The following is a 26567-nucleotide window of genomic DNA, read 5'->3' on the forward strand; positions in this document are numbered from 1 at the left end:
TCCGAGATCACCGACGAGGCGGTCGCCACCACCGGGGTGGCACCAGCCGTACGACCGGCCGTGACCGCGCGCTCGACGGACGGCCCCGCCCCAGGCATCCGCCGGCATCGCCCGTCACCCCTCCGCGCCGCCCCGGGTGGTGAAGATCAGCCCGGTCAGCGAGCGGAAGGCGGTCTCGGGGGCGCGGCCCTCCAGGGCGTCGGAGAGGTTGCCCGTCAGCAGCAGGGTGGCGAAGCCGTGGGCCAGGGACCAGGCGGCGATGCCCGCGAGCCGGTCGTCCTCACCCCGGGCCGCGTCGGGCAGGTCACCGATGCCGGCGCGCAGCGCCTGGGTGGCGCGGGCCTTGGCGGCGAGCAGCGCCGGGTCGTCGGCGCGGTAGAGCTCGGGGCGGAACATCACCTGGAAGTACGCCGGGTGCCGGGTGGCGAACCGCACGTAGGCCACGCCCCGTTCCTGGAGGCCGGGAGCGTCGGCCAGGGCGTCCGCGAAGAGCGCGTACCCCTCGGCGGCGAGAGCGGTGAGCAGGCCGGTGCGGTCCTTGAAGTGGTGGGCGGGGGCGGCGTGCGACACCCCCACACGGCGGGCCAGATCACGCAGGGACAGGGAGTCGGGGCCGTGCGCCGCGATGACGTCGAGGGCGGCGGCGAGCAGGGTCCGCCGCAGGTCGCCGTGGTGATAGGTGCGCTCACTGGTCATGGGGACAACGGTACGCCGGATCTAGGCATTGACAAGTTCCCTGGCCGGGGTGCACCCTATGGATCTAGTCACTGACAAGATTCAGGGATCACGGGAGGCCGGGATGTCCGACGAACTGGTGCAGGTGCGCAGGATGTGGCACCTGCTGGAACCACTGCACGCCGTCTTCTACTACGCGCCGGAGGTCTTCGAGGAGGCCGCGGATCTCGGGTACGCCACCGACGAGCGGTGGCCCAGCTATTTCGCCTGGCGGGCGGCGCCGCTCGGCGCGGTGGGCGCGGACCGGGTGACCGAGGTGTTCCACAGCTTCAGCCCCGCGACGGTCGCCGAGCACATCCCGGCCGGCTGGGACGTGGCCGCCCCCGGCGCCGTGCTGGACGCCCGGGTCCGGGCCGTCGACCGGGCCTATCGGGCGCTGTTCGGCGACCGGGTGGACGGCCCGGAGTTCGCCGAGGCCGCCGCGCTCGCCCGGCGGGCCGCCGAGGCAGCCGACACCACCGGACGCCCGCTCGCCGGGGCCAACGCGGCGCTGCCCTGGTCCGACGCGCCGCATCTCGTGTTCTGGCAGGCCGCCACGATCCTGCGGGAGCACCGGGGTGACGGCCATGTCGCGGCGCTGGTCGCGGCGGGCCTCGACCCGGTGGAGTCGCTGGTGTCGTTCGCGGCGATCGGTGCCGCCCCGCCGGAGGTCTTCGCGAGCCGGGGGTGGAGCGGGGCCGAGTGGGACGCGGCCCGCGAACGCCTCGCCGTACGCGGGCTGCTGGAGGCGGACGGCACGGCCACGGACGCCGGCCGGGCGCTGCGAGCCGAGGTGGAGCGGCGTACGGACGAGAGCGCCGCGGGCCCCTGGGCGGTGCTCGGCGCCGAGGGTCGGGAGCGGCTCGCGGACCTGCTGGGGCCCCTGTGGGTGGAGGCGCTCGGCTCGGGGCTGCTGCCGTCCGAGACGACCCTGGGGATCGGCAAGGTGTGAGCGCGGCCGGTGCGGGAGGGGGCGGCCGGACGGGCGGGCCGCGCGCCGTCGCGCCGCGGGCCGGCCGGACGGCCCGCTCTTCCGGGGTGCGCCGGTAACGCCCCCTTCACGGCCGGCTTCCGGGCCGCATACGCTGGGCTGTTGTGACGCCTCCTCATCTCGTACGCCGTCCCGGCCCGCTGGGCTCCCGGCGCCGCCCGCTTCCCTTTCTGACACTGGCTCTCACGGGCGCGCTCGCCCTGACCGGATGCGACGAGCTGGGCGACCTGCCGGGCTCCTCGCCGTCTCCCGCCGGACCGGCCGCCACGGGCTCGGCGCTCCAGGCCGCCGAGGCGCTGACCGTGAAGGGCCGGGCGCCCAAGACCGGTTACGAGCGGAGCGCGTTCGGTTCCGCCTGGGCGGACACCGACAAGAACGGCTGCGGTACCCGCGACGACATACTGGCGGCCCAGCTCGACGCCGTCTCCCGGGACGCCGACGGCTGCAAGGTGCTCGAGGGCGTGCTCGACCCGGACCCGTACACCGGGACCCGCATACAGTTCCGGCGCGGGGCCAGCAAGGTGGACATAGACCACCTCGTCGCGCTGTCCGACGCGTGGCAGAAGGGCGCCCAGAAGTGGAGCGACGGCAAGCGGCGGGCCTTCGCCAACGACCCGCTCAACCTCCTGGCGGCCGACTCGTCCACCAACCGCCGCAAGGGCGACGGCGACACCGCGACCTGGCTGCCGCCCAACAAGGCCTACCGCTGCACGTACGTGGCCGGGCAGGTCGCGGTCAAGAAGAAGTACGAGCTGTGGGTGACCCGGGCCGAGCGGGAGGCGATGACGGAGGTCCTGGCGGGGTGCCCCGACCAGAAGCTGCCCACGGGCGGCAACCCCACCGAGGCGCCCGCCCGTTGAACCGCCCGGTGCCGGAGACGCTGCCGTACGCCGGTCGGCAGGCCGGTCCGGCCTGCCTGGCCTGACCACGTGGGCCTGAGGATCACGACGCCGGCCTCCGGGTGCGGCACGGGGCGAGCCCGGCGGCGCGGACGAGGCGGGGCGGACGGCCCGACGGGACGAGGAGAGCGGGCGTGCCGCCGGAATCCTGCGGCGCTCGCGGGGCGGGGCGGGCCCGGGAGCGCCTACGACCCCAGGATCGTCGTCAGGAACTCCCCGGTCCATGCCAGCAGCTCCCGGCCCACCACCGGCTTGCCGCCGATGCGGCCCGCCGTCGGACGCGGTACCAGGATCTGGTGCGCGGGCGCCTTGATGACCGTCTTCGGGTGCAGCCGCTTCAGCCGCAGCTCCTGCGACTCCCGCAGCTGCACCGGGGCGAACCGGATGTTCGGCCCCTGGAGCACGATCTCGCCCACCCCGCAGGCCCGGGCCAGCATCCGCAGGCCCGCCACCAGCAGCAGGTTCTCCACCGGCTCCGGCAGCTTGCCGTAGCGGTCGGTCAGCTCCTCGCGGACCGCGCGGATGTCGTCCTCCGTGTTCGCCGAGGCGATCGCCCGGTACGCCTGGAGGCGCAGCCGCTCCCCCGGGGCGTAGTCGTGCGGGACGTGCGCGTCGACCGGGAGCTCGATCTTGACCTCCAGCGGCGCTTCCTCCTCCTCGCCGCCGTCCACCGCCGCCCGGTAGTCGGCCACCGCCTCGCCGACCATCCGGATGTAGAGGTCGAAGCCGACCCCCGCGATGTGCCCGGACTGCTCGCCGCCGAGCAGGTTGCCCGCGCCGCGGATCTCCAGGTCCTTCATCGCCACGTACATGCCCGCACCCATCTCGGTGTGCTGGGCGATCGTCGCCAGGCGCTCGTGCGCCGTCTCCGTGAGCGGCTTCTCCGGCGGGTACAGGAAGTAGGCGTAGCCGCGGTCCCGGCCACGGCCGACCCGGCCGCGCAGCTGGTGCAGCTGTGAGAGGCCGAAGTTGTCGCCGCGCTCCACGATCAGCGTGTTGGCGTTGGAGATGTCGATGCCCGACTCGACGATCGTCGTCGAGACCAGCACGTCGAACTTCTTCTCCCAGAAGTCCACGACGACCTGTTCCAGCGCCCCTTCGCCCATCTGCCCGTGGGCTGTGGCGATCCGCGCCTCGGGGACGATCTCCCGCAACCGCGCCGCAGCCCGGTCGATCGACTCGACCCGGTTGTGGATGTAGAACACCTGGCCCTCGCGCAGGAGTTCACGCCGCACCGCCGCGCCGATCTGCTTCTCCTCGTACGGCCCGACGAACGTCAGGACCGGGTGCCGCTCCTCCGGGGGCGTCGTGATCGTCGACATCTCGCGGATGCCCGTGACGGCCATCTCCAGGGTGCGCGGGATCGGCGTCGCCGACATGGTCAGCACGTCGACGTTGGCCCGGAGCTTCTTCAGCTGCTCCTTGTGCTCGACGCCGAAGCGCTGCTCCTCGTCGACGATGACCAGACCCAGGTCCTTGAACTTCGTCTCCGACGAGAACAGCCGGTGCGTACCGATGACGAGGTCCACGGAACCGTCCCGCAGCCCCTCCAGCGTCGCCTTCGACTCGGTGTCCGACTGGAACCGGCTCAGCGCCCGCACATTGACCGGGAACTGCGCGTACCGCTCGGTGAACGTGCCGTAGTGCTGCTGCACCAGCAGCGTCGTCGGCACCAGGACGGCGACCTGCTTGCCGTCCTGGACCGCCTTGAACGCGGCGCGCACCGCGATCTCCGTCTTGCCGTACCCGACGTCGCCGCAGATCAGCCGGTCCATCGGGACCGACTTCTCCATGTCCTCCTTGACCTCGGCGATCGTGGACAGCTGGTCGGGCGTCTCCGCGTACGGGAAGGCGTCCTCCAGCTCGCGCTGCCAGGGGGTGTCCGGGGCGAAGGTGTGCCCCGGGGCGGCCATCCGCGCCGAGTACAGCTTGATCAGGTCGGCGGCGATCTCCTTGACCGCCTTCTTGGCGCGCTGCTTCGTCTTCGTCCAGTCCGCGCCGCCCAGCCGGTGCAGGGTGGGGGCCTCCCCGCCGACGTACTTGGTGACCTGCTCCAGCTGGTCGGTGGGGATGTACAGCCGGTCGCCGGGCTGGCCACGCTTGGCCGGCGCGTACTCGACGAGCAGGTACTCGCGGGTCGCGCCCTGCACCGTGCGCTGCACCATCTCGATGTAGCGACCCACGCCGTGCTGCTCGTGCACGATGTAGTCGCCGGCCTGGAGGGTCAGCGGGTCGATCGACTTGCGGCGGCGGGCCGGCATCCGCCCCAGGTCCTTGCTGGCGGTGCGCTGGCCGGTCAGGTCCGTCTCGGTGAGCACGGCCAGTTTCAGACCGGGGTCCACGAAACCCTGGTCCACCGCACCGCACGCCACGTGCACGAGCGACGGCGCGATCTCCGCGAGCTCCGTCTCGACACGGGCGGCGATGCCCTCCCCGCCCAGCACCCCGGCGATACGCGAGGCCGTCCCGTGGCCCTCCGTGACGTACACCGTGCGCCATCCGTCGGCCAGCCAGCCCTTGGTGTCGGCCAGCGCCCGGGCGGTGTCGCCCCTGTACGCCTCCGGGGCGCGCATCCCGAGCGTCAGGGTGTCCTCGGCCACCTCCTCGTCGGCGGTGAACGGGGACGTGGACCACCACATCATGCCCAGCTCGCGGGCCCGGTCGCGGACGTCCGCGATGCCCCACAGGGAGGCCGCGCCGACGTCGATCGGCGCGTCGCCGCCGCCCGCCGTGGCCGCCCAGGACGCCTGTAGGAACTCCTGGCTGGTGGCGACCAGGTCCGCCGCCCGGGTCCGCACCCGCTCCGGGTCGCAGACCAGCGCCATCGAGCCCTTCGGCAGGACGTCCAGCAGCAGTTCCATCTCGTCGACGAGGACCGGGGCCAGGGACTCCATGCCCTCGACGGCGATCCCCTCGGCGATCTTCCCGAGCAGCTCGCCCAGCTCGGGGTGGGCCTCGGCGAGGGCAGCCGCCCGGTTCCGCACGTCCTCGGTGAGCAGCAGCTCACGGCAGGGCGGCGCCCACAGTCCGTGGGCGGCGACCTCCAGCGAGCGCTGGTCGGCGACCTTGAAGTAACGGATCTCCTCGACGTCGTCGCCCCAGAACTCCACCCGAAGGGGGTGCTCCTCGGTCGGCGGGAAGACGTCCAGGATCCCGCCGCGCACGGCGAACTCGCCGCGCTTCTCGACCAGCTCGACCCGGGCGTACGCGGCCGCCGCGAGCGCGTCCACGACCTCACCCAGATCCGCCGTCTGCCCGCTGCTCAGCGCCACCGGCTCCAGGTCCCCGAGCCCCTTGACCTGCGGCTGGAGCACCGACCGGATGGGGGCCACGACCACGCCGACGGGCCCGGTCTCCGGGTCGTCCGCCCGCGGGTGCGCCAGGCGCCGCAGCACGGCGAGGCGCCGGCCCACGGTGTCCGAGCGGGGCGACAGCCGCTCGTGCGGCAGGGTCTCCCAGGAGGGGAACTCCGCGATCGTGTCCGGAGGCAGCAGGGTGCGCAGCGCCGCCGCCAGGTCCTCCGCCTCCCGGCCCGTGGCGGTGACCGCCAGGACCGTACGCCCGGCCTCCCTGGCCAGGGCGGCCACCGCGAAGGGGCGGGCCGCCGGCGGGCCGACCAGGTCGACGTGCGAGCGGTGACCGTCGGTGGCGGCCTTCACCGCTTCGGCGAGCGCCGGATCGGTGACGACGACATCCAGCAGACCGTGCAGGCTCATAAGGGCTTCCGTCCGGAGGGGCAGGGGCAGCAACGCGAAGGGCCCGACACGTAGGACGGGCCGGGGTCTCCAGCGTACGGCGTCGGGGTGTCACCCGCGCGGGGGAACGCCGTTGTCCGGGCGCTTCCCGTCACCGCGGAGCACGGCGTACGTGCCGGCCGGCACTCCGTTCCATCGGGACCCCTTCGACCGGATCATCGTCGCCCAGACCCTGCGGAGGGGCTGACCGTCGTCACCCGTGACAAGTGGATCCCCCAGTACGACGTCCCCGCCCTGGCGGCCTGGCCCGCCCGCCGTACGACGCGAAACGGCCCCGGGGCGTTTGGAGGAACGCCCCGGGGCCGGATCAGTCATCCTACGACGCGCTCCCTCACCCGTCGGTGGCGATCGCGTTCAGGACGTTCATCCGGCCGGCCCGGAAGGCCGGGACCAGCGCGGCGAACAGTCCGACGAAGGCCGAGGCGACGAACACCGTCAGGATCGTCGGCCACGGGATCTCCAGGACGCCGAGGCCCTCCAGGGCCAGCAGCTTCTGGGCCGAGGTGCCCCAGCCCATGCCCAGGCCGAGGCCGAGCAGCGCGCCGAACAGGGCGATGACCACGGACTCCAGCCGGATCATCCGGCGCAGCTGGCGGCGGGAGAGGCCGATCGCCCGCATCAGGCCGATCTCCCGGGTCCGCTCGACCACCGACAGGGCCAGGGTGTTCACCACACCCAGCACCGCGACGACGATCGCCAGGGCGAGCAGCCCGTAGACGATGTTCAGCAGCTGACCGACCTGGTCCTTCAGGTCCTGCTTGAAGTCGGCCTGGTTCTGCACCTTGTACTGCGGGTACGGGGCGAGCGCCGTCTTGAGGGCGGCGTAGGCCTCCTTCTCCTTGCCGTCCTCCGCCGTGGCGAACATGATCATGTCGCCGGGCATCCGGTCGTCCGAGACGTACGTTCCGGCGGTGGCGATGCTGGTGTACATCGCGCCCTGGTCCACGGACGTGTCGTCCGAGGTGATCGCGGCGACCGTCAGCTTCGCCGTCTTGCCGGCCCTGAAGGCGACGGTGATCTCGTCCCCGACCTCGATCTTGTGCAGAGCTGCGTAGTCGGAGCCGACCGACATGGCCCTCTCGCCGTACGCCTTCGCCAGATCGCCGTCGACGGTCTCGCGCCGCAGGTCCTTCGGGTACGTCGGGTCGGCGGCGGTGACGTACTCGTCCTCGGTCGAACCGTCGGGGTTGGTGAGCTTCGCGCCGAGGACCTTGTAGTGCGTGACCCGTTCCAGGCCGGGCACCTTCTCGACGGCGTCGGCGGCCTGCGGCACCACCAGCTGGCCGGCGTTCGACTGGACGATGAAGTCCGTCCCGACCGACTTGTCCAGCTCGTCGGTGGCCGAGGCCACCATGGACGAGCCGACGACGGAGAGGCACGCCACGAGGGCCAGGCCGACCATCAGCGCGGCGCCGGTGGCTCCCGTACGCCGGGGGTTGCGCAGCGCGTTGCGCTCCGCGAGCCGGCCGACCGGGCCGAACAGCCTGAGGACGGCGGCGCCCAGCGCCCGGACGACCGCACCGGCCAGCAGGGGGCCGATCACGATGAAGCCGATCAGGGTGAGGAGCACGCCGAGGCCGAGGTAGAGCGAGCCCTCGCTCGCCTCGTCGACCCGGGTCGTCGCCCAGAGACCCGCCGCCCCGGCCCCGGTGAGGACCAGGCCGAGGGCGGCCCGCACCCGGCCGGACTTGGCGTCGGCGGGGGTCCCGGCGTCCCGCAGGGCGGCCATCGGGGACACCTTGCCCGCCCGGCGGGCCGGGATGTACGCGGCGAGGACGGTGACGACGATGCCGAGCACCAGACCGGTCACCGGCGTCGTCCAGGCGACGGTGAGGTCGTTCGTGGACAGCTCCATGCCCACGGCGCCCATGGCCTTCATCAGCCCGACGGCGAGCCCGATCCCGGCCGCGACACCGAGGGCCGACCCGACGACGCCCAGGAGCACCGCTTCGACCAGCACCGACCGGTTGACCTGCTTGCGGCTGGAGCCGATGGCCCGCATCAGCCCGATCTCGCGGGTGCGCTGGGCGACGAGCATCGAGAAGGTGTTGACGATCAGGAAGACGCCGACGAGGAAGGCGATCCCGGCGAAGCCGAGCATCGCGTACTTCATGACGTCGAGGAAGGAGCCCATGGAGTCCTTGTCGGCGTCCGCGGCCTCCTTCTGGGTCCGGAGCTTGTACGCGCCCGCGTCGCCGAGGGCCGCGGCGACGTTCTCCTTCAGCCGGGTGTCGTCGACCCCGGGTCGGGCCGTCACGTTGACGTGGGTGAAGACGTCGGGCGCGCCGAGCAGTGTCCGCTGGGCGGTGGCGGTGTCGAAGAAGACGACGGCCGCTCCCGGGTTGGTCACGGTGAAGGCGGCGATTCCGCTGATCTTCGCCGTGATGTCGCCGGTGGCCGCGATGGTCCGCAGCTCGTCACCGATCTTCAGGTGGTGCTTCTCGGCGGTGTCGGCGTCGACCATGACCTCGGTGGGACCGCGCGGCGCGTGGCCGGAGGCGATCTCCATCGAACGCAGTTCGTTGCGGGTCCAGTTGCCCGCGATGGTGGGGGCGCCGGTCTCGGATCCCATGTTCTCGTCGTTCCGGTCGACGACCGTGACGGACATGCTGGAGACGCCGCCCTCGGCGTCCTTCACCCCGTCGGCCTTCTCGACCTCGGCGAGGACGGAGGCGGGGAGCGACTCGGGCCGGCCGCTCTCCGGCATGTCGCCGGCGGCCTCGGCGGCCTTCGGACTGACGGTGACATCGGCCGACGTCGCCGCGAAGAGCTTGTCGAAGGTGGTGTTCATGGTGTCGGTGAAGACGAGCGTGCCGCACACGAACGCCACCGACAGCAGGACCGCGACGGCGGAGAGCGCCATGCGTCCCTTGTGCGCGAGGAAGTTGCGCACCGAGGTCTTCCATACGGTCACGACGTCCGCCCGCGTGCGTCGAAGTCCTTCATGCGGTCGAGGACCTGATCGGCCGTCGGGTCGGTCATCTCGTCGACGAGGGAACCGTCGGCGAGATAGAGCACCCGGTCCGCGTAGGAGGCGGCGACCGGGTCGTGGGTGACCATGACGATGGTCTGTCCGAGCTCGTCGACCGACCTGCGCAGGAACGACAGCACCTCGGCCCCGGCCCGCGAGTCCAGGTTCCCGGTGGGTTCGTCACCGAAGATGATCTCGGGGCGGGCGGCGAGCGCCCGGGCCACCGCGACGCGCTGCTGCTGACCGCCTGAGAGCTGGGTCGGCCGGTGCTTCAGCCGCCCGGCGAGGCCGACGGTCTCGACGACCTGGTCCAGCCAGCCGGCGTCCGGCCTGCGGCCCGCGATGTCCATCGGCAGCGTGATGTTCTCCAGTGCGTCGAGCGTCGGGAGCAGGTTGAACGCCTGGAAGATGAAGCCGATCCGGTCCCGGCGCAGCTGCGTGAGCTTCTTGTCCTTGAGGCCGGTGATCTCGGTGTCACCGAGGTGGATGTGACCGGAGGTCACGGTGTCCAGCCCGGCCAGGCAGTGCATCAGCGTCGACTTGCCGGACCCGGACGGGCCCATGATCGCCGTGAACTGCCCGCGGGCGATGTCCACGTCGACGTGGTCGAGCGCGACGACCCGGGTCTCCCCGGCGCCGTACGCCTTGACGACCTGTCGCGCTCGCGCGGCGACGGCCGTAAGCCCTCCAGTGTCCCCGTGCCTGGGAATGGTTACAGCCGTTGTCACGGTTTCTGCTCCTATGTCGGTCGATGCGCGGACGTCTCTGTGTACGTTCCGAGTCTCGTGTGCGAGGGGGGTCCGGCGCGCTGGTGCCCGGCGCAGTCTTCGCGGGGGGTTTTCCCCACCGCGTCCTCTGCGGTCAGCCACATCCGCGAGGTAGGAACACGCTAAGGAACGGGGCCGTCCCGGCACGTCCTCCGCCGGGAGGAACACCCCCCGGGCCCGAACGGGGAGCCTCCCCTAAGGGTTTCGGCCCTCCTCGGCGGTCCCGTGTAGGGGATCTCATCCCTCGGCCGCGCCCTCCCGCCCGGCAGCCTCCGGTGAGACAGTGAGCCGGGAAACTGCATGCATAGGGAAAGGAAGTGCGGTGGGCGGCGCGAGCGGCACGGAGGACACGGAGCCGGCCGGCCCCGCGACCGGCAGCCCCTCCGGCACACCCGGGGGCGGCGGGGCGCCCGAGGGGGCACGGGACGACCGGGCCCGCCGGCCCGTCGCCGCCGCGCTCATGCTGGGCATGGGTCTCGCGGCGATCGACGGCACCATCGTCGCCACCGCCGTCCCGCAGATCGTCGGGGACCTCGGCGGGTTCGCCGTGTTCTCCTGGCTGTTCTCCGGCTACCTCCTCGCCGTCACCGTCACCCTGCCCGTGTACGGAAAGCTGTCCGACACCTTCGGGCGCAAGCCCGTCCTGATCGCCGGCATCATCCTCTTCCTGGCCGGCTCCCTGCTCTGCGCCGCCGCCTGGAACATGGCCGCCCTGATCGCCTTCCGGGTCGTCCAGGGCCTCGGTGGCGGCGCGCTCCAGGGCACCGTGCAGACCATCGCCGCCGACCTGTATCCGCTGAAGGAACGCCCCAGGATCCAGGCGAAGCTGTCGACCGTCTGGGCCACCTCGTCGGTGGCCGGGCCCGCGCTCGGCGGGTTGCTCGCCGCGTACGCCGACTGGCGCTGGATCTTCCTGGTCAACCTGCCCGTCGGTGCCGTCGCCCTGTGGCTGGTGATCCGGCACCTCCACGAACCCGCCCGCCCCCGCCCCGCCGCCCGTCCCCGTACCGACTGGGCGGGCGCGCTCACCGTCTTCGCCACCGGCGCGCTGCTGCTGACGGCGCTCGTCCAGGGCGGGGTCGCCTGGCCCTGGCTCTCCGCCCCCTCGCTCGCCCTGCTCGGGGCGAGCGCCGCCATGGCCGCCCTGACCGTCGTCGTCGAACGGCGCGCCGCCGAGCCCGTCATCCCCGGCTGGGTCTGGCGGCGCCGCACCATCGCCTCGGTCAACCTCGCCCTCGGCGCTATGGGACTGCTGATGGTCGCGCCCACCGTCTTCCTGCCGACCTATGCCCAGGCGGTGCTCGGGCTCGGCCCCATCGCCGCCGGGTTCGTCCTCTCCGCGATGACGCTCAGCTGGCCCGTCTCGGCGGCACTCGCCGACCGCGTCTACAACCGTGTCGGCTTCCGGCGCACCGCGATCACCGGCATGTCCGGGGCCCTGCTCGTCCTGCTCGCCTTCCCGCTGCTGCCCTTCCCCGGCTCCCCCTGGCACCCCGCGCTGCTGATGCTGCTGCTGGGCGCGGCGCTCGGCCTGTTCCAGCTGCCCCTGATCGTCGGGGTGCAGTCGACCGTCGGCTGGGCCGAGCGCGGTACGACGACGGCCTCCGTCCTCTTCTGCCGCCAGGTCGGCCAGAGCCTGGGCGCCGCCCTCTTCGGAGCGATCGCCAACGCGACCCTCGCCTCCCGGCTGGCCGACGCCCCCGTACCGGGCCTGCCGGAGGATCTCGACGGCATCTCCCAGGCCCTCGAAGCCCCGGCGGCCCTCTCGTCCGCCGCCACCGACTACCTGCGGCGCGCCGTCGACGGAGCCACCGACCATGTCTTCGCCGGTGCGGCGGCGGCCGCCGTACTGGCCCTGCTGGTCCTCGTGTTCATGGCCCCGCGCCGCTTCCCGGTCCTCGACGACGGCACCCGGAGCGGTCCGGACGGCACGTGAGCGCGCCGCGCCCGGCCGCCGCGGTGTCCGGCGGCGGACACGCGGCGGCCGGGCGCGGGCGGCGGGGGCGGTAGGCCGAACGGGCGGCCGTGCGGTTGCGGAGCGGGTCGGGGCGGGGGGTGATGGTCGCAACGCGCCCCGATCACCGCGCGTGTGCGCGGGCCCCGGCCCGTGAGCACGTGACGGTGGGCCGGGCGGCCATCGAACGAAAGGGAACGACACGATGCGACGCACCTCCGCCACCCTCGCCCTCACCACCGCGCTTCTCCTCGCCCCCGCGGCGCCCGCCCTCGCCGAGGCCCCCGCAGGGCAGGTGACGGCCACCGCCGTCTCCCCCACCGCGGCGAACGACAACGACAAGGACGACGACAGCAGCGGCGGCTGGGGGCTGTGGGGGCTCGTCGGCCTCCTCGGTCTGGCCGGCCTGATCCCGCGCGGCAAGAAGAAGGACCAGAACGTGCCGCCGCGCACCACTCCCGGCGGCGGTCCGACGACGGGTTCCCACCCGACGGACCCGCGCGTCTGACGCCGCTCTTCGCGCCGCGACGCCGAACTGCCCGGATCCGGCCCCAGCGGGGTCCGGATCCGGGCAGTCGGCGTGCCGGGGCTCAGCCCTTGACCGCGGCCGTCTCCGGCACGGCGTCCTCGCCGGCCCGCTCGCCCGCGGCGGCGGGGCGTCGAAGGGCCGGGATGCACGCCGAGATCACGGCGGCGACCAGGGCGACACCGCAGCCGAGCATCAGGCCGGTACGGAACCCGGCCTCGGAGGTGAAGCTGTAGCCGGCCGTCTCCATGGTCATCTGGGAGAGGACCGCGCCGATCACGGCGGCGCCGACCGACGTGCCGAGCGAGCGCATGAGGGTGTTGAACCCGTTGGCGGCGGCCGTCTCGGACACCGGGACCGAGCTCATGATCAGGGCGGGCATCGCACCGTAGGCGAGTCCGACACCGCTGCTGCTGACCATGAGGAACAGCATCAGCCCCCAGGCGGAGCCCATCAGGAGGATTCCCAGCCCGTAGGCGGCGGCGATGACCAGCACGCCGCAGACCAGCGTGAACTTCGGGCCGCGGGAGTCGGTGAGCTTTCCGCCCAACGGGGAGATGATCATCATCATGAGGCCGCCGGGGGCCATCCACAGGCCCGCCGCGAGCATCGACTGACCCAGGCCGTAGCCGGTGGCCTCGGGGAACTGGAGCAGCTGGGGCGCGATCAGCATGCCGGCGTACATGCCGAAGCCGACGAAGAGCGAGGCGATGTTGGTGATGAGCACGCGCGGGCGGGCCGTGGTGCGCAGGTCGACCAGCGGGTCCTTGGTCCGCAGCTCCCAGTAGCCCCAGCCGAGGAGCACGACGACGGAGCCGGCGAACAGGCCGATGGTCGTCGTGGAGGCCCAGCCCCACTCGGCGCCCTTGGAGACGGCGAGGAGCAGGCAGACCAGACCGACGGCCAGGCCGAGGGCTCCGGGCATGTCGAACCGCTGCCCCTTGGCGCCGGCCGGGACGTCCGGGACCAGGAACCAGATCAGGGCGAAGATGACGAGGGCCAGTACGGCGGAGCCCCAGAAGAGCACCCGCCAGTTCGCGTACTGGGCGACCGCCGAAGCGATCGGCAGGCCGAGGGCGCCGCCGATGCCGAGGGAGGCACTGACCAGAGCGATGGAGGAGCTCATCTTCTCCTTCGGCACCACGTCACGCAGCAGGGCGATGCCGAGCGGCACCATGCCCATCCCCATCCCCTGCAGACCGCGTCCGACGATCATGGGGACGACGGAGGACGCGAGCGCGCACACCACCGACCCGACGACCAGGGGCACCGCGCAGGCGAGCAGCATGCGGCGCTTGCCGAGCAGGTCGCCCAGCCGTCCGGAGACCGGGACGCACACCGCCGAGACGAGCAGGGTGACGGTGATCACCCAGGCGGCGTTGGAGGAGGTGGTGTCGAGGAGCTTAGGCAGCTCCGCGATGAGGGGCGTGACCAGGGTCTGCATGATCGCCGCCACGGTGCCGGCGAAGGCGAGCGTGGCGACCACACCTCCTGATCTGGCTGTAGGCCGGGCATCCATGAGGAGGTACTCCTAGGGGTCGTCGTCTCGTCCGCCGATTAGCGATGTGCATCGTACATGCCCAATGTGTCATACACGTTATGTGTCCACTGCACACGACGTGAGACCATGAGGCGTTCGCAGACCCGAGGCGCGATCGATCCCGGTCCAGGAGCAGGAGGCCGCAGACATGGTCAGACCCACGGACGCAGTGGAGTACGAGCAGATGCTGCTCGGGCGCCACGACCTCGCGTACCACCGGGGCGGCCGCCACAGACACGCCCTCATGGAGCGCAGCGCCTACATCCTGCTGAGCCGCATCCGTGTCCAGGGACCGATGACCAACGGCGAACTGAGCGACGCCTTCGGCCTCGACGCCTCCACCCTCAACCGCCAGACCGCCGCGGCGACCCGCGCCGGACTGGCCGAGCGCATCCCCGACCCCGAGGGCGGCATCGCCCGCAAGTTCCGCATCACCGACAAGGGCGCCAGACTCCTCGACGAAGAACGCGACCGCGTCGTGTGCTCCCTGGACCGGATCATGGACGACTGGCCCGACGAGGACATCGCCGCATTCGCCGCCTACCTCAAGCGCTTCAACAGCGGCATCGAACGCCTCTCCCGGCGGCCCTGGCCCCGCCCCTGACACCGGCGGGCCCCGCCCCCACGGCGGCGACCTCGGCGACGGCCGGGGTCAGCCCTCGGCCGGCTCCCGGTCCGGCAGCGTACGGCCCGTCAGCGACGCCAGCGCCGTCCGCACGTGCGCCATGTGGGACCGCACCTCCTCGCGGGCCTCCTCGTGCTCCCGCAGCACCCGGTCCGTCTCCCGGCCCACCCGCTCCTCGGCCACCCGCGCCTCGGACAGCAGCCCGGCCGCCTGCGCCTCCGCGTCCTCCTGACGGTGCCGGGCGGCCTCCTCCGCCTCCGAGAGCTCCCGCCGGGCCCGCGCCAGCAACGCCTCGCCCCGCTCCGCCAGCTCCGCCTCGCGCGCCGCCACCACGGCCTCGGCCGCCGCCAGCTCCTCGTCGGCCGCCTTGCCCCGCTCCGCGTGCTCCCTCTCCTGATGGGCCAGCACCCCCGCCGTACGGCGACGGGTCTCGGCCATCTCCGCATCCGCCTCCCCGCGGACCCGGCCGGCCTCCTCCAAGGCCTCCCGCACCAGCGACTCGCCCGTGTCCCGCGCCCCACCGAGCAGCGTCCCGGCCTCCTCGTCGGCCGCCGCCCGCACCGAAGCCGCCTCCGCGCGCGCCGCCTCCTTCGCCGCCCGGCCCGCCGCGTCCGCCGCGTCCCGCAGCGCCTGCGCCTCCTCCGCCGCCGCGGCCCGGGCCGCCTCGGCCTCCTCCTCGGCCAGCGCCAGGATCCGCTGGGCCCGCTCCCCCAGCGACACATACGTCTGCGGCGCCAGCGACGCGACCACCTCACGCAGCCGCGCCGACTCCGCCGTCAACTCCTCGGCCAGAGCCGTCAGCCGGGCCAGCCTCTCCAGCGCCTCTTCCCGCTCGCCCGACAGCGCGGCAACGGCACGGTCCACCTGCTCCGGACGGTAACCACGCCCCCGCACGCCCACGAAGCCGTACGGGGACACCGGTCCACCACTCATCCTGAAGCCTCTTTCCCGCTCTCCGACGCGCCCGACCACCAAGCAATACGTCAAGGATGCGGCAATTGATGCCGGAAGTCGGAATCGATCAGCCGTATTCAAGACGGAAGCGACCGGCATCACAGACCGCACAAAAAGGAAACGCCCGGACCCCGCCGGGTCCGGGCGCCACTCCACCAACGGGTCAGATCACAACAGCCCGTCCCACATCTGCTCCAGCAGGACCGACCACCAGCTCTCCGGAGACGCCAGCGCCGCCGGATCCAACGCCGCCAACTGCGCCTGGAAATCGACGGTCCAACGGCCCGCCTGCTCCGGATTGAGCCCGTACCGCAGCCGCCACATCCGGCCCAGCAAAGCCATCGACCGCACGAACTCCGCCAGCCCGGTGTTCACGAACTGCGGCGGCACCGCCTGCCCGCCCGGCCCCGCCTCCACCGGCACCGCCACGATGTTCGCCGTGCCGTACTGCACACAGACCGCCCGGCCGAAGTCCGACCCCATCACCAGATACGAACCCGCGTCCGGAGCCGGCTGCACCTGACGCTGCGCCGCCAGCTCACCCAGCGTCGGCACCACCGGCTGACCCGGCTGCGCCCAGAAGAACGGCCCGAAGTCGGCGGGCAGACCCGCCCACACCAAGGTCCGCGCCACTTCCTCCGGCACACCCTGACGGGACACCGCCCGCTGGTCGAACCGGAGCACACCCTGCGGGCCGAACGCCCCCAGCATCTCCTCCGCCAGCGCCTCCGGCGGCACCGGAGCGGCGGGCGCGACCTGCGGAAGCGGCGCACGCACCGGAGCCGGACGCGCCGGACCGTCCGCCACCTGGTGCAGCTCACCCTGATGCGTCAGCAGCGCCTGCATGCCCTGCTGCCGGCTCGCGTGATCGGTGCCGTACGGAGCGACACTCGTGATCCGGACCTGCGGCCACATCTCCCGGATCATCCGCGCGCAGTAGGCGCCCGGCAGCTCGCACGACTCCAGCTCCGTGTGCAGCTCGATGACCTGCTGCGGCGGCACGTTCATCGCCCGCAACTCGTGCAGCATCTGCCACTCCGGGTGCGGGGTGCCCGGCGCGGACCGGCGGATCAGCTGCTGCTCACTGCCGTCGGGCGCCCGGAACCGCAGCACCGCCTGATACCCGGGACCGACCGTCGGCTGCCCGGCCGGCTGCTGCGGATAGCCGTACGCCGGGGGCGGCGGCGTGTGCGGACCGGCCGGTACCCCGGGAGGACCCGGCGGCCCGGGGGGCTGCGGCGCGCCCGGACCCGTCCGGGCGGAACCGGCCAGCATCGTCGCGGCGTGGTGCACCCCGCCACCGGGCGGCGGCGTCGCCCCGGGAGGAGCCGGCGGACCGGGAGGCCCGGGGGGCGCGGGCGGCCCCGGAGGCCCGGGAGGCTGCGGAGCCCCGGGCGGCGGCCCCGGAGGCCGCGGCGTGTTCGCGCCGCCCAGGCTCGCGTCGGCGAACACCGTCGCGGCGTGATGCACCCCGCCACCGGGCGGCGGCGTCGCCCCGGGAGGAGCCGGGGGCGCGGGCGGACCCGGAGGCGCACCCGGGGCACCCGTGTCCCCCGACGGCCCGAGCTGCGACACCAACTGCGTCGGTACGTAACCACCCGCCGGCCCGTCCGGGGCACCCGTCCCCGGGGCGGGCGGCGGCGGCACAGCGGACCCCGGACGCGCCCCCGGCGTACCGGGCGCACCCGGCGGCGGCGGAGTCGTCGGACCCGATCCCCGCGCACCGCGCGGCGGCACCACGGCCTTGCTGGTGGCCGCGTCCGCGATGTCACCGGCCGCCGGACCCGAAGGTGCCCCAGGAGGCGGAGTACCCCCGGCGGCAGGTGCCCCGGGAGGCGGAGTACCCCCACCCGCCTGCGGATCGAGCTCCGGTACGACCGCCGTCCTCGGCAGCCCGCTCCCACCCGACATCAGCGCGGTCGGAGCCTCGGCCGGCACGCTCGGAGGCGGAGTCCCGTCGTCGTCCGACCCGGACAGCGGCGGCGCGAACACCGTCGCCGGCAACCCCACCTCACCCTCGTCCGAGCCCGCGTTCGTGTCCGTACCCGCCCAAGGCGTCGCCCCGGCCGGCACACCGTCCGACGCCGTCGGCTCGTGGTCCTCGTCCCCGCCACCGGCCACCGGCCACGCCGACGCCCCCGCGGCCACCGGCGGCGCGTCCACGGAATCGGAACCGGGCGCCTGCGCCGGCACCCCCGGACCCGGCTCGGCACGCCGGTCCGGGATCCCCAGCTTGTCCGCCGCCTCCTGGAGCCACTCCGGAGGACTCAACAGGAACGACGTCTGATTCAGATCGATACGCTGCGGCGGCTCCGGAGCGGCCGCAGCCGCCTCGGCCACCCCGTACTCCTCCTCGTACCGCCGGATCACCTCACCCACCGGCAACCCCGGCCACAACGTGGCCTCACCACTGTCCCGGGCGATCACCAACCGCTGGCGGCCACCGTCCGACACGGGACCGTCCGCCCGGTCCTCGGCCCACACCACGAAACCCAGCTCGAACTCACGGACCCGCACCTCACGGTGCTGATAGCCCGGCACATCACCGTTGACCCACTCGTCGGCCCGCTCCTGCGCCTGCGCGAACGTCACCATCCGGCGCTCACCCCTCCACCGGGACGGCCCGCGCGAAGCCGCCGTCCACCATCAGGTTCGCCACTGTCTCCAACTCCGGCGGATTACCCGCCAACCGCAGGAGGAAGGCGTCGAAGTCCTCACCGCACGGCAGCAGAAGCCTCTCCACCCGCTCCTGCACACCCCACCCGTCCTGGTCCCGGGCGTCGTCGTACGCGCAGAACCACACCGAACCCACGTCACCACCCCGCACCTTCACGGCGATGATCCCGCCCTGGACGAAACCGACGCCCAGATAGTCCTTGGTGAAATGGTCCCGCAGACACTTGTTGACGTACACCAGATCGTTCACGGCGGCCTCGTCCCGCACCGTGAAGAACGGCTGGTCGACCAGCAGGCCCAACTCCGCGTCCAGCGCCGCACCCACCGGAGCACACCCACCGGCCGCCTTCAGGAACGACCGGTAGGCACCCGGCAGCCGGTACCCCAGATCCTCCTCCACACCCAGGATCTGCTGCTCACCCACCGCCACCGCACCCTTCGGCAGACCGAAGTGCGCCGGCCGGGTCTCCTGCAACGGACGCGTACCCCGCCGCGTCTGGTCCACCGACGCCGTCGCCAGACCACCGTGATGACGCAGCAGCGCCTTCACCTCGACGGGAACCAGCTCCATCCGCCGCCCGCCGGCCACGTGATGCCACGTCCAGCCGTGCGGCGTCGCCACCGCCGGGATCGTGTCCCACAACGCGTGCCCGCTCGCCGCCATCGCCGCGTTCGCCGACACCACGTCCGTCAGCCGCAACTCGTCGATACCGAACCCCGGCGGAGGCTCCGCGATCTCCGCGGCCGCCCGCGCGTACGGCGAGAAGTCCGGACGGCCGCTCTCGTCCACGCGCACACCTCTGGGGTGGCGGGACGCCCGGACCGGATCCGGAAAGTGCACGACCTGCCCGGCATAGGCCGCGTTCGGTGGCGCGGCTTGCTGCCCGAGCCGACCTGTCGTCATGGCGGTTGCCCCCTGCTGCGTCTGGTGTTCCGCACAGCCTAAGCGGTGGCGCAATACCCGACCCCGCCCCTGGGTGACCCTCACTCACCGTCACGAAAGCGTGACGGGAGCACCACCGATCCGCGACACGCAGACACGTTTCCCCGCCCCAGCTTCCCCACCACCCTGCACATTTGGCAGGCTGTCCCCCGCAACTCGGGGGATTGCGGGAGGGAAGTCCACAACATGCACCCTGCACAAACAGTCACGTCCGGAGATCCGCGACTCAGCTGGAGCAGCACCGAACTCAGCCGCACACCCCAGCTCCACCACCGCCGCGACGGCATCCTGCCGGCCGTGGCCGCAGCCCTGTCCGTACGCGGCGAGACACTCACCTGCACCGCGGGAAAAGGCGACCGGCCACCCGTCCTGCACCCCCTCGTCCAGGACTTCCTCGACACCCTCACCAGCAACCAGCGCGAACGCTTCACCGGCCGCTGCCCCGAAGCCATACTGCTCTCCCGGCAACTCACGGCCGCCGACGGCAGCCGCTCCAAGCGGGCCCAGCGCAAGCCCCTCACCAACGGCGAGGCACGCCGCGCCCTCAAACACGCCCGGATCACCGCCCGGCACATCCGCGAGGACGGCGACCCCCTCCACGGCGGCTACGCGGCCCCCTGCCGCTCCTGCGCGGTGATGCTCGCCCACTTCGGCGTACGCCCCGTCGACCTCACCACCGGTACGGCCGCCACCGCCGAGAAGAGCTGAGCCACCACCCATGCGCGAACGAACCGACATCCCCGCCCAGCAGGAACACGCCCCCTCCGTCCGCTTCCCCGGCCCCGTCGAGGCCGCCCTGCGCGAAGCCGGCTGGCAACCCGGACGCTGGGACATCCGCCAGGCCGAGGAATGGGCCGACGCCCTGCGCTCCCACACCTCACCCGCCGGACACCGGCACGCCGTCTTCCCGGCGGCCGTCGAGGCCTGGGCCGAATTCGGCGGACTGCGCGTCACCGCCTCCGCACCCGGCCGGCAGATCGCCCCCGCCGTCCTGCGCATCGACCCCCTGCGCGGACTCCACCTGGCCCGCACCCTCGGCGACCTCGGCCGCGCCCTGGAGACCGAGGTGGCACCACTCGGCGAAGAAGGGGACGGCCAGGCCGTACTCGCCATCGACAACGAAGGACGCGTCTACTCCGTCGACCACACCGGCGACTGGTACCTCGGCTCCGACATCGACCGCGCCCTCGCCACCCTCGTCGCCGGCGTCCAGCCCACCCGGCTCACCTCCGCCTGACCGGACGCCACCGCCCCACCGGCTCACACCCCCGGTGCCGCCGACACGTCCGGAAGCACCGCCGACACCCGGAAACCCCCCGCGTCCGTCGGACCCGACACGAACACACCCCCCAGCCCCAGCACCCGCTCCCGCATCCCCACCAGACCGTTGCCCCCGCTCGGCAGACCCGCGTCAGCGGTGACACCGTCCGTCGGACCGTTCTCCACCTGCATCGCCACCTCCGCACCCCGGTGCGCCAGCCGGACCCACGTCCTCGCACCCGCCGCGTGCTTGTGGACGTTCGTCAACGCCTCCTGCACCACCCGGTACGCCGTCTGCTCCACCTCCGGCGCATACGCGCGCAGCTCACCGTCGACCGACAGCTCCACCGCCATCCCCGCGTCCCGGGACTGCGCCACCAACGCCTCCACCTCACGCAGCCGCGGCCCGTCCTCCACCGCCACCTCGACGGAGACCTCCGCCGCCACCCGGCCCACCGAGGCCAACGGCACCCGGCCACCCGCCGACGGAGCGACGAGCGCGTCCCCGCTCCGCAGCACCCCCAGCATCTCCCGCAGCTCCGTCAACGCCTGTCTGCCCATGTCACCGACCAGCGCCGCGTTGCGCACCGCCTTCGCCGGATCCTTCGGCGCCACCGCCTGCAACGCCGCCGCGTGCACCACCATCAGACTCACCCGGTGCGCCACCACGTCGTGCATCTCCCGGGCGATCCGGGTCCGCTCCTCCGTACGCGCCCACTCGGCCCGCTCCTCGGCACGGTCCGCCAGCAGCGACAGCTCCCGCTCCAGCGAGTCCGCCCGCTCCCGCAAGCTCTCCATCAGCCGGCGCCGCGCCCCGATGTACAGCCCGAACAGCACCGCCGGCGCCGTCAGCCCCAGCGCCATGAACAGCGACACCAGCGGGATGTACCAGCCCCCGGGGCCGAAATCCGTGTCCGCGTGCGCGCTGACGCTCTGCCGCAGCCGCACGTACCCCACGATGAACGAGCCGACGAACGTCATCCCCGTCAGCACGACGGTGATCCTGCGCGGCACCTCCGAGGCGGCCAGCGTGTAGAGGCCGACGAGCGCCATCAGGAAGCCCATCTCGGCCGGCGTCGTCGCGATCGACACCAGGACCACCGCGATCGGCCACCGGCGGCGCACCACCAGCACCGAACCGGCCAGCAGCCCGAACAGCACCCCGAGCGGCACCGGCAACCCGGTGTCCCCGGCGAACCCCACCCCCTCCAGCGCGCACTCCAGCGCCGAAACCAGCGCCAGCCCCACGTCCAGGGCGACACCACGCCGCCGCTCCCACCACCAGTAGCCGCGGGTGGTCGCGCCCGCCGCTTCCTGGTCTGCCCCCGTTGCGGTCATGGCATCCAGCGTACGGGCGGGCGCATCCGTTTTTCCGGGAGTCCGCAAGCACACATGGTCACCGGCGGCGGCGCGACGGTGCGTAGATCGCACGATCCGGTGAACCGACCGGCCTTCCGCTCCGGACGTCCGCATTCCGGACGACCGTGGTCGCATGACACGTGCCAGCGGTAAGTACGCGGACTTCGAGGGCCTGCGGGAGAAGGCGGTGGCCCTGCGCCGGGAGGGCCTCAGCCGCCGCCAGATCCGTGACCGGCTGTCCGTCCACAACAACGACCTCCTGAACCGCCTCCTGGAGGGCGGGCCCGCCCCCGACTGGACGAGGCGGCCGGGCGCGGGGGGCGGCGGCCTTCGGGCGAGGGCGCGGGAGCTGCGGCTCCAGGGCCTGACGTACGACGCGATCCAGGTGGAGCTGGGGTGCTCGAAGAGTTCGATCTCGCTGTGGGTGCGGGACCTGCCGAGACCGCCTCGGCGGACCCGCGAGGACGCCTCGGCCATCGCGCGACGGGGGTGGGAGGCCACGCTGCGCCGGCGCGAGGCGGAACGCCGGCGAACAAGGGAGGGGGCCCGCCGGGAGACGGAGACGCTGAGCGAGCGCGAGCTGTTCGTCGTGGGCGTGGCTCTCTACTGGGCCGAAGGCACCAAGTCCAAGCCCTACCGGCGCCAGGAACGCGCGTCCTTCGTCAACAGCGATCCGGGCGTGATCGGCGTCTACCTCGCCTGGCTCCGGCTCCTCGGGGTCACGTCCGATCAGCTCAGGTTCCACGTCCACATCCACGAGTCCGCCGACGTCGCGGAAGCGGAACGCTTCTGGGCCGGGCACACCGGCGCCGACACGTCGCGGTTCGGCAAGACCTCACTGAAGAGGCATCAGCCGAGGAGCAACAGGAAGAACGTCGGGGAGAACTACCGGGGTTGCCTCGTGATCCACGTCCTGCGGAGCGCGGAGCTGTACCGTCGCATCGAAGGCTGGTGGTACGGCATAGTAGGTGCTGCACTTTCGCCCGAGAAGCAAAATCGGGCATAGTGCTCAGACCATCCCGGGTCGTCTAATGGCAGGACAAATGGTTTTGGTCCATTGAATGAGGGTTCGATTCCTTCCCCGGGAGCCCACTCGCCGCAGGCCCCGACCCAACCGGTCGGGGCCCGCGCTCGTTTCGGGCCGAAACACCCCCGGTATCCTGCGGACGTCCGCCACCCGAAGCCGAAGGGCACATCCGTGAGCACCACAAGCCCGGCAGCCGTCGTCGTCCTCGCAGCGGGTGAGGGCACCCGCATGAAGTCCAGGACTCCCAAGGTTCTGCACGAGATCTCCGGGCGCTCGCTCGTCGGTCACGTCGTCGCCGCAGCGCGCGCGCTCGGCCCGCGGCACCTCGTCGTGGTCGTGGGCCACGCGAGCGAGCAGGTCACCGCGCACCTGTCCGCCGACGAGACCCCCGTGCGCACCGCCTACCAGGCCGAGCGCAAGGGCACCGGCAACGCCGTCCGGATGGGGCTCGACGAGCTGGGCGGGACCGTCGACGGGACCGTGATCGTCGTCTGCGGCGACACCCCGCTGCTCTCCGGCGAGACCCTCTCCGCGCTCGCCTCCACGCACGCCGCCGACGCCAACGCCGTCACCGTGCTGACCGCCGAGGTCCCGGATTCCACCGGCTACGGCCGGATCGTCCGCGACGCGGCCACCGGCGCGGTCACCGAGATCGTCGAGCACAAGGACGCCACCGCCGCGCAGCGCGCGATCCGGGAGATCAACTCCGGGGTGTTCGCGTTCGACGGCCGGCTGCTGGGCGAGGCGCTCGGCAAGGTGCGCACGGACAACAGCCAGGGCGAGGAGTACCTCACCGACGTGCTGGCGATCCTGCGTGCGGACGGCCACCGGGTCGGGGCCTCGGTCGCGGACGACCACCGGGAGATCCTGGGCATCAACAACCGGCTCCAGCTCGCCGAGGCCCGCCGACTGCTCAACGAGCGGCTGCTGGAGCGCGCGATGCTGGCCGGGGTGACGGTCGTGGACCCGGCGTCCACACTGATCGACGCGACGGTGACGTACGAGTCCGACGTGACCGTGCACCCGGGGACGCAGCTGCTCGGCACGACGCACCTGGCCCAGGACGCCGAGGTCGGCCCGAACTCGCGGCTCACGGACACCGTGGTCGGGGCCGGTGCGCGGGTGGACAACACCGTGGCGGAGGGCGCTGAGGTCGGCCCGGGCGCGACGGTGGGCCCGTTCGCGTATCTGCGTCCCGGGACGCGGCTCGGCCCGAAGGCGAAGGCCGGCACGTACGTGGAGATGAAGAACGCCACGATCGGCGAGGGCACCAAGGTCCCGCACCTGAGTTATGTGGGTGACGCGACCATCGGTGACCACACCAACATCGGTGCGGCGAGCGTCTTCGTGAACTACGACGGGGTGGCCAAGCACCACACGACGATCGGGTCCCACTGCCGGACCGGGTCGGACAATATGTTTGTGGCGCCTGTCACGGTCGGGGACGGTGTCTACACGGCCGCGGGGTCGGTCATCACCAAGGACGTGCCGGCCGGCTCGCTGGCCGTGGCGCGGGGCCAGCAGCGGAATATCGAGGGTTGGGTGGCCCGTAAGCGTCCCGGCAGCGCCGCGGCGCAGGCGGCCCAGGCGGCCGCTGCGGAGTCCGACGTCGAAAGCTGACCGGAAACAGGTGCGCCGCAGGCGGCGTACCGTGATAGATGCTCACCCATTTCGGCTGGCTCGTCGCACATCGGGACACATGCGCGCGGTGCCAGATACACGTCTGAGGAGACTGTGCTGTGACCGGGATCAAGACGACCGGCGAGAAGAAACTGATGCTCTTCTCCGGCCGCGCCCACCCCGAGCTGGCCGAGGAGGTCGCGCACCAGCTGGGTGTGGGCCTCGTGCCGACGAAGGCCTTCGATTTCGCCAACGGTGAGATCTACGTGCGGTTCCAGGAGTCCGCACGTGGCGCCGACTGCTTCCTGATCCAGAGCCACACGGCTCCGATCAACAAGTGGATCATGGAGCAGCTGATCATGCTGGACGCGCTGAAGCGTGCGTCCGCCCGGTCGATCACGGTGATCGTGCCGTTCTACGGTTACGCCCGCCAGGACAAGAAGCACCGCGGTCGTGAGCCGATCTCGGCGCGTCTGATCGCGGACCTGATGAAGACGGCGGGTGCGGACCGGATCCTCACGGTGGATCTGCACACGGACCAGATCCAGGGCTTCTTCGACGGTCCGGTGGACCACCTGTTCGCGCTGCCGATCCTGGCGGACTACGTGGGTGCGAAGGTGGACCGGTCGAAGCTGACGGTCGTCTCGCCGGACGCGGGCCGGGTGCGGGTCGCGGACCGCTGGTGCGACCGGTTGGACGCCCCGCTGGCGATCGTGCACAAGCGCCGCGACAAGGACGTGCCGAACCAGGTCAGCGTCCACGAGGTCGTGGGCAACGTCGAGGGCCGGGTGTGTGTGCTGGTCGACGACATGATCGACACCGGTGGCACGATCTGCGCCGCCGCGGACGCCCTGTTCGCGCACGGTGCGGAGGACGTCATAGTGACGGCGACGCACGGGGTGCTGTCGGGCCCCGCGGCGGACCGCCTGAAGAATTCGAAGGTGAGCGAGTTCGTGTTCACGGACACGCTGCCGACGCCGGGCGAGCTGGAGCTCGACAAGATCACGGTTCTCTCGATCGCGCCGACGATCGCGCGTGCGGTGCGTGAGGTGTTCGAGGACGGTTCGGTGACGAGCCTCTTCGAGGAGCAGGGCTGATCACCCTCGGGTGATCCACTTTGGGGTGCGGCCTCCCCGCCGGGTAGACTCAGTGAGTTGCTCGGCGAGGGAGGCCGTTCTCATGGGAGACCGTGGGGGCCGCTGTCCGTTATCGACGCGCTCTTCGTAGCAGGCCTGTCGTGGGCCGGGTGACCGTCAGATTTTCGTCACCTCACGAGGAGTGCATCATGGCCGAGATCAAGCTCGCCACCGAGGTCCGTACCGAGTTCGGCAAGGGCGCCGCCCGCCGTATCCGTCGGGCCAACCAGGTTCCCGGTGTGGTCTACGGCCACGGCGCCGAGCCGGTCCACGTCACGCTGCCGGGTCACGACCTGCTGCTGGCGCTGCGTACGCCGAACGTCCTGATCGGTCTGGAGATCGACGGCAAGGACGCCCTGGTCATCCCGAAGGCCGTCCAGCGCAACGCCATCAAGGGCGACATCGAGCACGTCGACCTGCTGACCGTGAAGCGCGGCGAGAAGGTCAACGTCGAGGTCGCGGTGCACGCCGAGGGCGACCTGGCGCCGGGTGCGAACCTGCTCGAGTTCGTGATGAACACGCTGCTCGTCGAGGCCGAGGCCACCCACATCCCCGAGTCGGTCACGGTCTCCGTGGCGGGCCTGGACGCCGGTGCGTCGGTGCTGGCGAAGGACATCCCGCTGCCGTCCGGTTCGGTGCTGGCCGAGGACCCGGAGGCCGTCGTGCTGGCCGTCGTGGCCGCGCAGTCCGAGCCGGCGTCCGACGAGGCCGCCGCCGAGGGCGAAGAGGCCTGAGCCTCGTCGCACCTGCTTCACTGACGGGGTGGCGTCTCCCTTCCGGGGTGCGCCGCCCCGTTTTTGCTGTATCCCCATCGATCCACTGGTCCGTACTGGTCCGTACCGCGAGGAGA

The 26567-nt window shown here is 72.4% G+C and carries 20 protein-coding genes and 1 tRNA gene; 12 read left to right on the top strand and 9 right to left on the bottom strand.

The window, feature by feature from the left end:
* Positions 1–114 precede the first annotated feature (114 nt).
* Entirely contained in the window at positions 115–696 is a 582-nt protein-coding gene (locus tag SACTE_RS12720) for a TetR/AcrR family transcriptional regulator (RefSeq protein WP_014046438.1), read from the bottom strand.
* A 103-nt stretch (positions 697–799) separates the two neighbouring features.
* On the opposite strand from SACTE_RS12720, the gene SACTE_RS12725 reads away from it, so the two are divergent.
* Both SACTE_RS12725 and SACTE_RS12730 read left to right on the top strand, forming a co-directional pair.
* Positions 800–1666 carry a hypothetical protein gene (locus SACTE_RS12725; RefSeq protein WP_014046439.1) on the top strand — a complete coding sequence of 289 codons (867 nt, stop codon included), beginning with the start codon at positions 800–802 and terminating at the stop codon, positions 1664–1666.
* A 257-nt stretch (positions 1667–1923) separates the two neighbouring features.
* Entirely contained in the window at positions 1924–2565 is a 642-nt protein-coding gene (locus SACTE_RS12730; protein ID WP_226995225.1) for an HNH endonuclease family protein, read from the top strand.
* 224 nt (positions 2566–2789) lie between these two features.
* Here SACTE_RS12730 and mfd read toward each other — a convergent pair whose 3' ends face one another.
* From mfd to SACTE_RS12745, 3 genes are all read right to left on the bottom strand, one after another.
* Positions 2790–6320, bottom strand: coding sequence for a transcription-repair coupling factor (mfd, locus tag SACTE_RS12735; RefSeq protein ID WP_014046441.1), 3531 nt, complete (start codon positions 6318–6320; stop codon positions 2790–2792).
* A gap of 370 nt (positions 6321–6690) precedes the next feature.
* Positions 6691–9273: an ABC transporter permease gene (locus tag SACTE_RS12740; protein WP_014046442.1), complete on the bottom strand. Its 2583-nt coding sequence runs from the start codon at positions 9271–9273 to the stop codon at positions 6691–6693.
* The gene (locus tag SACTE_RS12745; RefSeq protein WP_014046443.1) at positions 9270–10058 is read right to left on the bottom strand and encodes an ABC transporter ATP-binding protein; all 789 of its coding nucleotides are present in this window, start codon (positions 10056–10058) and stop codon (positions 9270–9272) included. The genes SACTE_RS12740 and SACTE_RS12745 overlap by 4 nt, the downstream gene beginning before the upstream one ends.
* A gap of 361 nt (positions 10059–10419) precedes the next feature.
* Here SACTE_RS12745 and SACTE_RS12750 point away from each other — a divergent pair, with 361 nt between their 5' ends.
* Together SACTE_RS12750 and SACTE_RS12755 are read left to right on the top strand one after the other, a co-directional pair.
* Positions 10420–12033: an MFS transporter gene (locus tag SACTE_RS12750; protein ID WP_014046444.1), complete on the top strand. Its 1614-nt coding sequence runs from the start codon at positions 10420–10422 to the stop codon at positions 12031–12033.
* 223 nt (positions 12034–12256) lie between these two features.
* Entirely contained in the window at positions 12257–12559 is a 303-nt protein-coding gene (locus SACTE_RS12755; RefSeq protein ID WP_014046445.1) for a WGxxGxxG family protein, read from the top strand.
* Positions 12560–12641: 82 nt separating this feature from the next.
* Here the strand turns inward: SACTE_RS12755 and SACTE_RS12760 are convergent, their stop codons facing one another.
* On the bottom strand, positions 12642–14096 hold the full coding sequence (locus tag SACTE_RS12760; protein ID WP_014046446.1) for an MFS transporter: 1455 nt from the start codon (positions 14094–14096) through the stop codon (positions 12642–12644).
* A gap of 169 nt (positions 14097–14265) precedes the next feature.
* Between SACTE_RS12760 and SACTE_RS12765 the strand changes: the two genes are divergently transcribed.
* Positions 14266–14721 (top strand): MarR family transcriptional regulator, encoded by a 456-nt coding sequence (locus SACTE_RS12765; protein WP_014046447.1) that lies wholly within the window; start codon positions 14266–14268, stop codon positions 14719–14721.
* A gap of 48 nt (positions 14722–14769) precedes the next feature.
* Here SACTE_RS12765 and SACTE_RS12770 read toward each other — a convergent pair whose 3' ends face one another.
* The 3 genes from SACTE_RS12770 to SACTE_RS12780 form a co-directional block, all read right to left on the bottom strand.
* On the bottom strand, positions 14770–15675 hold the full coding sequence (locus SACTE_RS12770; RefSeq protein WP_014046448.1) for a hypothetical protein: 906 nt from the start codon (positions 15673–15675) through the stop codon (positions 14770–14772).
* A 189-nt stretch (positions 15676–15864) separates the two neighbouring features.
* Positions 15865–18291 carry an SUKH-4 family immunity protein gene (locus tag SACTE_RS12775; RefSeq protein ID WP_014046449.1) on the bottom strand — a complete coding sequence of 809 codons (2427 nt, stop codon included), beginning with the start codon at positions 18289–18291 and terminating at the stop codon, positions 15865–15867.
* A 7-nt stretch (positions 18292–18298) separates the two neighbouring features.
* Complete coding sequence (locus SACTE_RS12780) at positions 18299–19276, bottom strand: SMI1/KNR4 family protein (protein WP_014046450.1); 978 nt, start codon at positions 19274–19276, stop codon at positions 18299–18301.
* Positions 19277–19501: 225 nt separating this feature from the next.
* Here SACTE_RS12780 and SACTE_RS12785 point away from each other — a divergent pair, with 225 nt between their 5' ends.
* Positions 19502–20023, top strand: coding sequence for a YwqJ-related putative deaminase (locus SACTE_RS12785; protein WP_014046451.1), 522 nt, complete (start codon positions 19502–19504; stop codon positions 20021–20023).
* A gap of 10 nt (positions 20024–20033) precedes the next feature.
* Positions 20034–20552: an SUKH-3 domain-containing protein gene (locus SACTE_RS12790; RefSeq protein ID WP_014046452.1), complete on the top strand. Its 519-nt coding sequence runs from the start codon at positions 20034–20036 to the stop codon at positions 20550–20552.
* A 23-nt stretch (positions 20553–20575) separates the two neighbouring features.
* Here SACTE_RS12790 and SACTE_RS12795 read toward each other — a convergent pair whose 3' ends face one another.
* Positions 20576–21913 carry a histidine kinase gene (locus SACTE_RS12795; RefSeq protein ID WP_014046453.1) on the bottom strand — a complete coding sequence of 446 codons (1338 nt, stop codon included), beginning with the start codon at positions 21911–21913 and terminating at the stop codon, positions 20576–20578.
* Between the two features lie 154 nt (positions 21914–22067).
* Here SACTE_RS12795 and SACTE_RS12800 point away from each other — a divergent pair, with 154 nt between their 5' ends.
* From SACTE_RS12800 to SACTE_RS12820, 5 genes are all read left to right on the top strand, one after another.
* Positions 22068–22940: a hypothetical protein gene (locus tag SACTE_RS12800; RefSeq protein WP_014046454.1), complete on the top strand. Its 873-nt coding sequence runs from the start codon at positions 22068–22070 to the stop codon at positions 22938–22940.
* 11 nt (positions 22941–22951) lie between these two features.
* Positions 22952–23022, top strand: a tRNA-Gln gene (locus SACTE_RS12805).
* A 110-nt stretch (positions 23023–23132) separates the two neighbouring features.
* Positions 23133–24581 (top strand): bifunctional UDP-N-acetylglucosamine diphosphorylase/glucosamine-1-phosphate N-acetyltransferase GlmU, encoded by a 1449-nt coding sequence (glmU, locus tag SACTE_RS12810; protein WP_078492620.1) that lies wholly within the window; start codon positions 23133–23135, stop codon positions 24579–24581.
* 119 nt (positions 24582–24700) lie between these two features.
* On the top strand, positions 24701–25678 hold the full coding sequence (locus SACTE_RS12815) for a ribose-phosphate diphosphokinase (protein WP_014046456.1): 978 nt from the start codon (positions 24701–24703) through the stop codon (positions 25676–25678).
* A 188-nt stretch (positions 25679–25866) separates the two neighbouring features.
* Entirely contained in the window at positions 25867–26451 is a 585-nt protein-coding gene (locus tag SACTE_RS12820; protein WP_014046457.1) for a 50S ribosomal protein L25/general stress protein Ctc, read from the top strand.
* Positions 26452–26567: the final 116 nt, after the last annotated feature.

The sequence above is a fragment of the Streptomyces sp. SirexAA-E genome (genome assembly GCF_000177195.2).
Taxonomy (GTDB): domain Bacteria; phylum Actinomycetota; class Actinomycetes; order Streptomycetales; family Streptomycetaceae; genus Streptomyces; species Streptomyces flavovirens.

Excerpts from the sequence above, each read along its gene's own strand:
- SACTE_RS12720 (WP_014046438.1), bottom strand. The coding sequence starts at position 696 with ATGACCAGTGAGCGCACCTATCACCACGGCGACCTGCGGCGGACCCTG.
- SACTE_RS12765 (WP_014046447.1), top strand. The coding sequence starts at position 14,266 with ATGGTCAGACCCACGGACGCAGTGGAGTACGAGCAGATGCTGCTCGGG.
- SACTE_RS12755 (WP_014046445.1), top strand. The coding sequence starts at position 12,257 with ATGCGACGCACCTCCGCCACCCTCGCCCTCACCACCGCGCTTCTCCTC.
- SACTE_RS12780 (WP_014046450.1), bottom strand. The coding sequence starts at position 19,276 with ATGACGACAGGTCGGCTCGGGCAGCAAGCCGCGCCACCGAACGCGGCC.
- SACTE_RS12775 (WP_014046449.1), bottom strand. The coding sequence starts at position 18,291 with ATGGTGACGTTCGCGCAGGCGCAGGAGCGGGCCGACGAGTGGGTCAAC.
- SACTE_RS12760 (WP_014046446.1), bottom strand. The coding sequence starts at position 14,096 with ATGGATGCCCGGCCTACAGCCAGATCAGGAGGTGTGGTCGCCACGCTC.
- SACTE_RS12820 (WP_014046457.1), top strand. The coding sequence starts at position 25,867 with ATGGCCGAGATCAAGCTCGCCACCGAGGTCCGTACCGAGTTCGGCAAG.
- SACTE_RS12800 (WP_014046454.1), top strand. The coding sequence starts at position 22,068 with ATGACACGTGCCAGCGGTAAGTACGCGGACTTCGAGGGCCTGCGGGAG.
- SACTE_RS12725 (WP_014046439.1), top strand. The coding sequence starts at position 800 with ATGTCCGACGAACTGGTGCAGGTGCGCAGGATGTGGCACCTGCTGGAA.
- SACTE_RS12790 (WP_014046452.1), top strand. The coding sequence starts at position 20,034 with ATGCGCGAACGAACCGACATCCCCGCCCAGCAGGAACACGCCCCCTCC.
- SACTE_RS12770 (WP_014046448.1), bottom strand. The coding sequence starts at position 15,675 with ATGAGTGGTGGACCGGTGTCCCCGTACGGCTTCGTGGGCGTGCGGGGG.
- SACTE_RS12785 (WP_014046451.1), top strand. The coding sequence starts at position 19,502 with ATGCACCCTGCACAAACAGTCACGTCCGGAGATCCGCGACTCAGCTGG.
- SACTE_RS12795 (WP_014046453.1), bottom strand. The coding sequence starts at position 21,913 with ATGACCGCAACGGGGGCAGACCAGGAAGCGGCGGGCGCGACCACCCGC.
- mfd (WP_014046441.1), bottom strand. The coding sequence starts at position 6,320 with ATGAGCCTGCACGGTCTGCTGGATGTCGTCGTCACCGATCCGGCGCTC.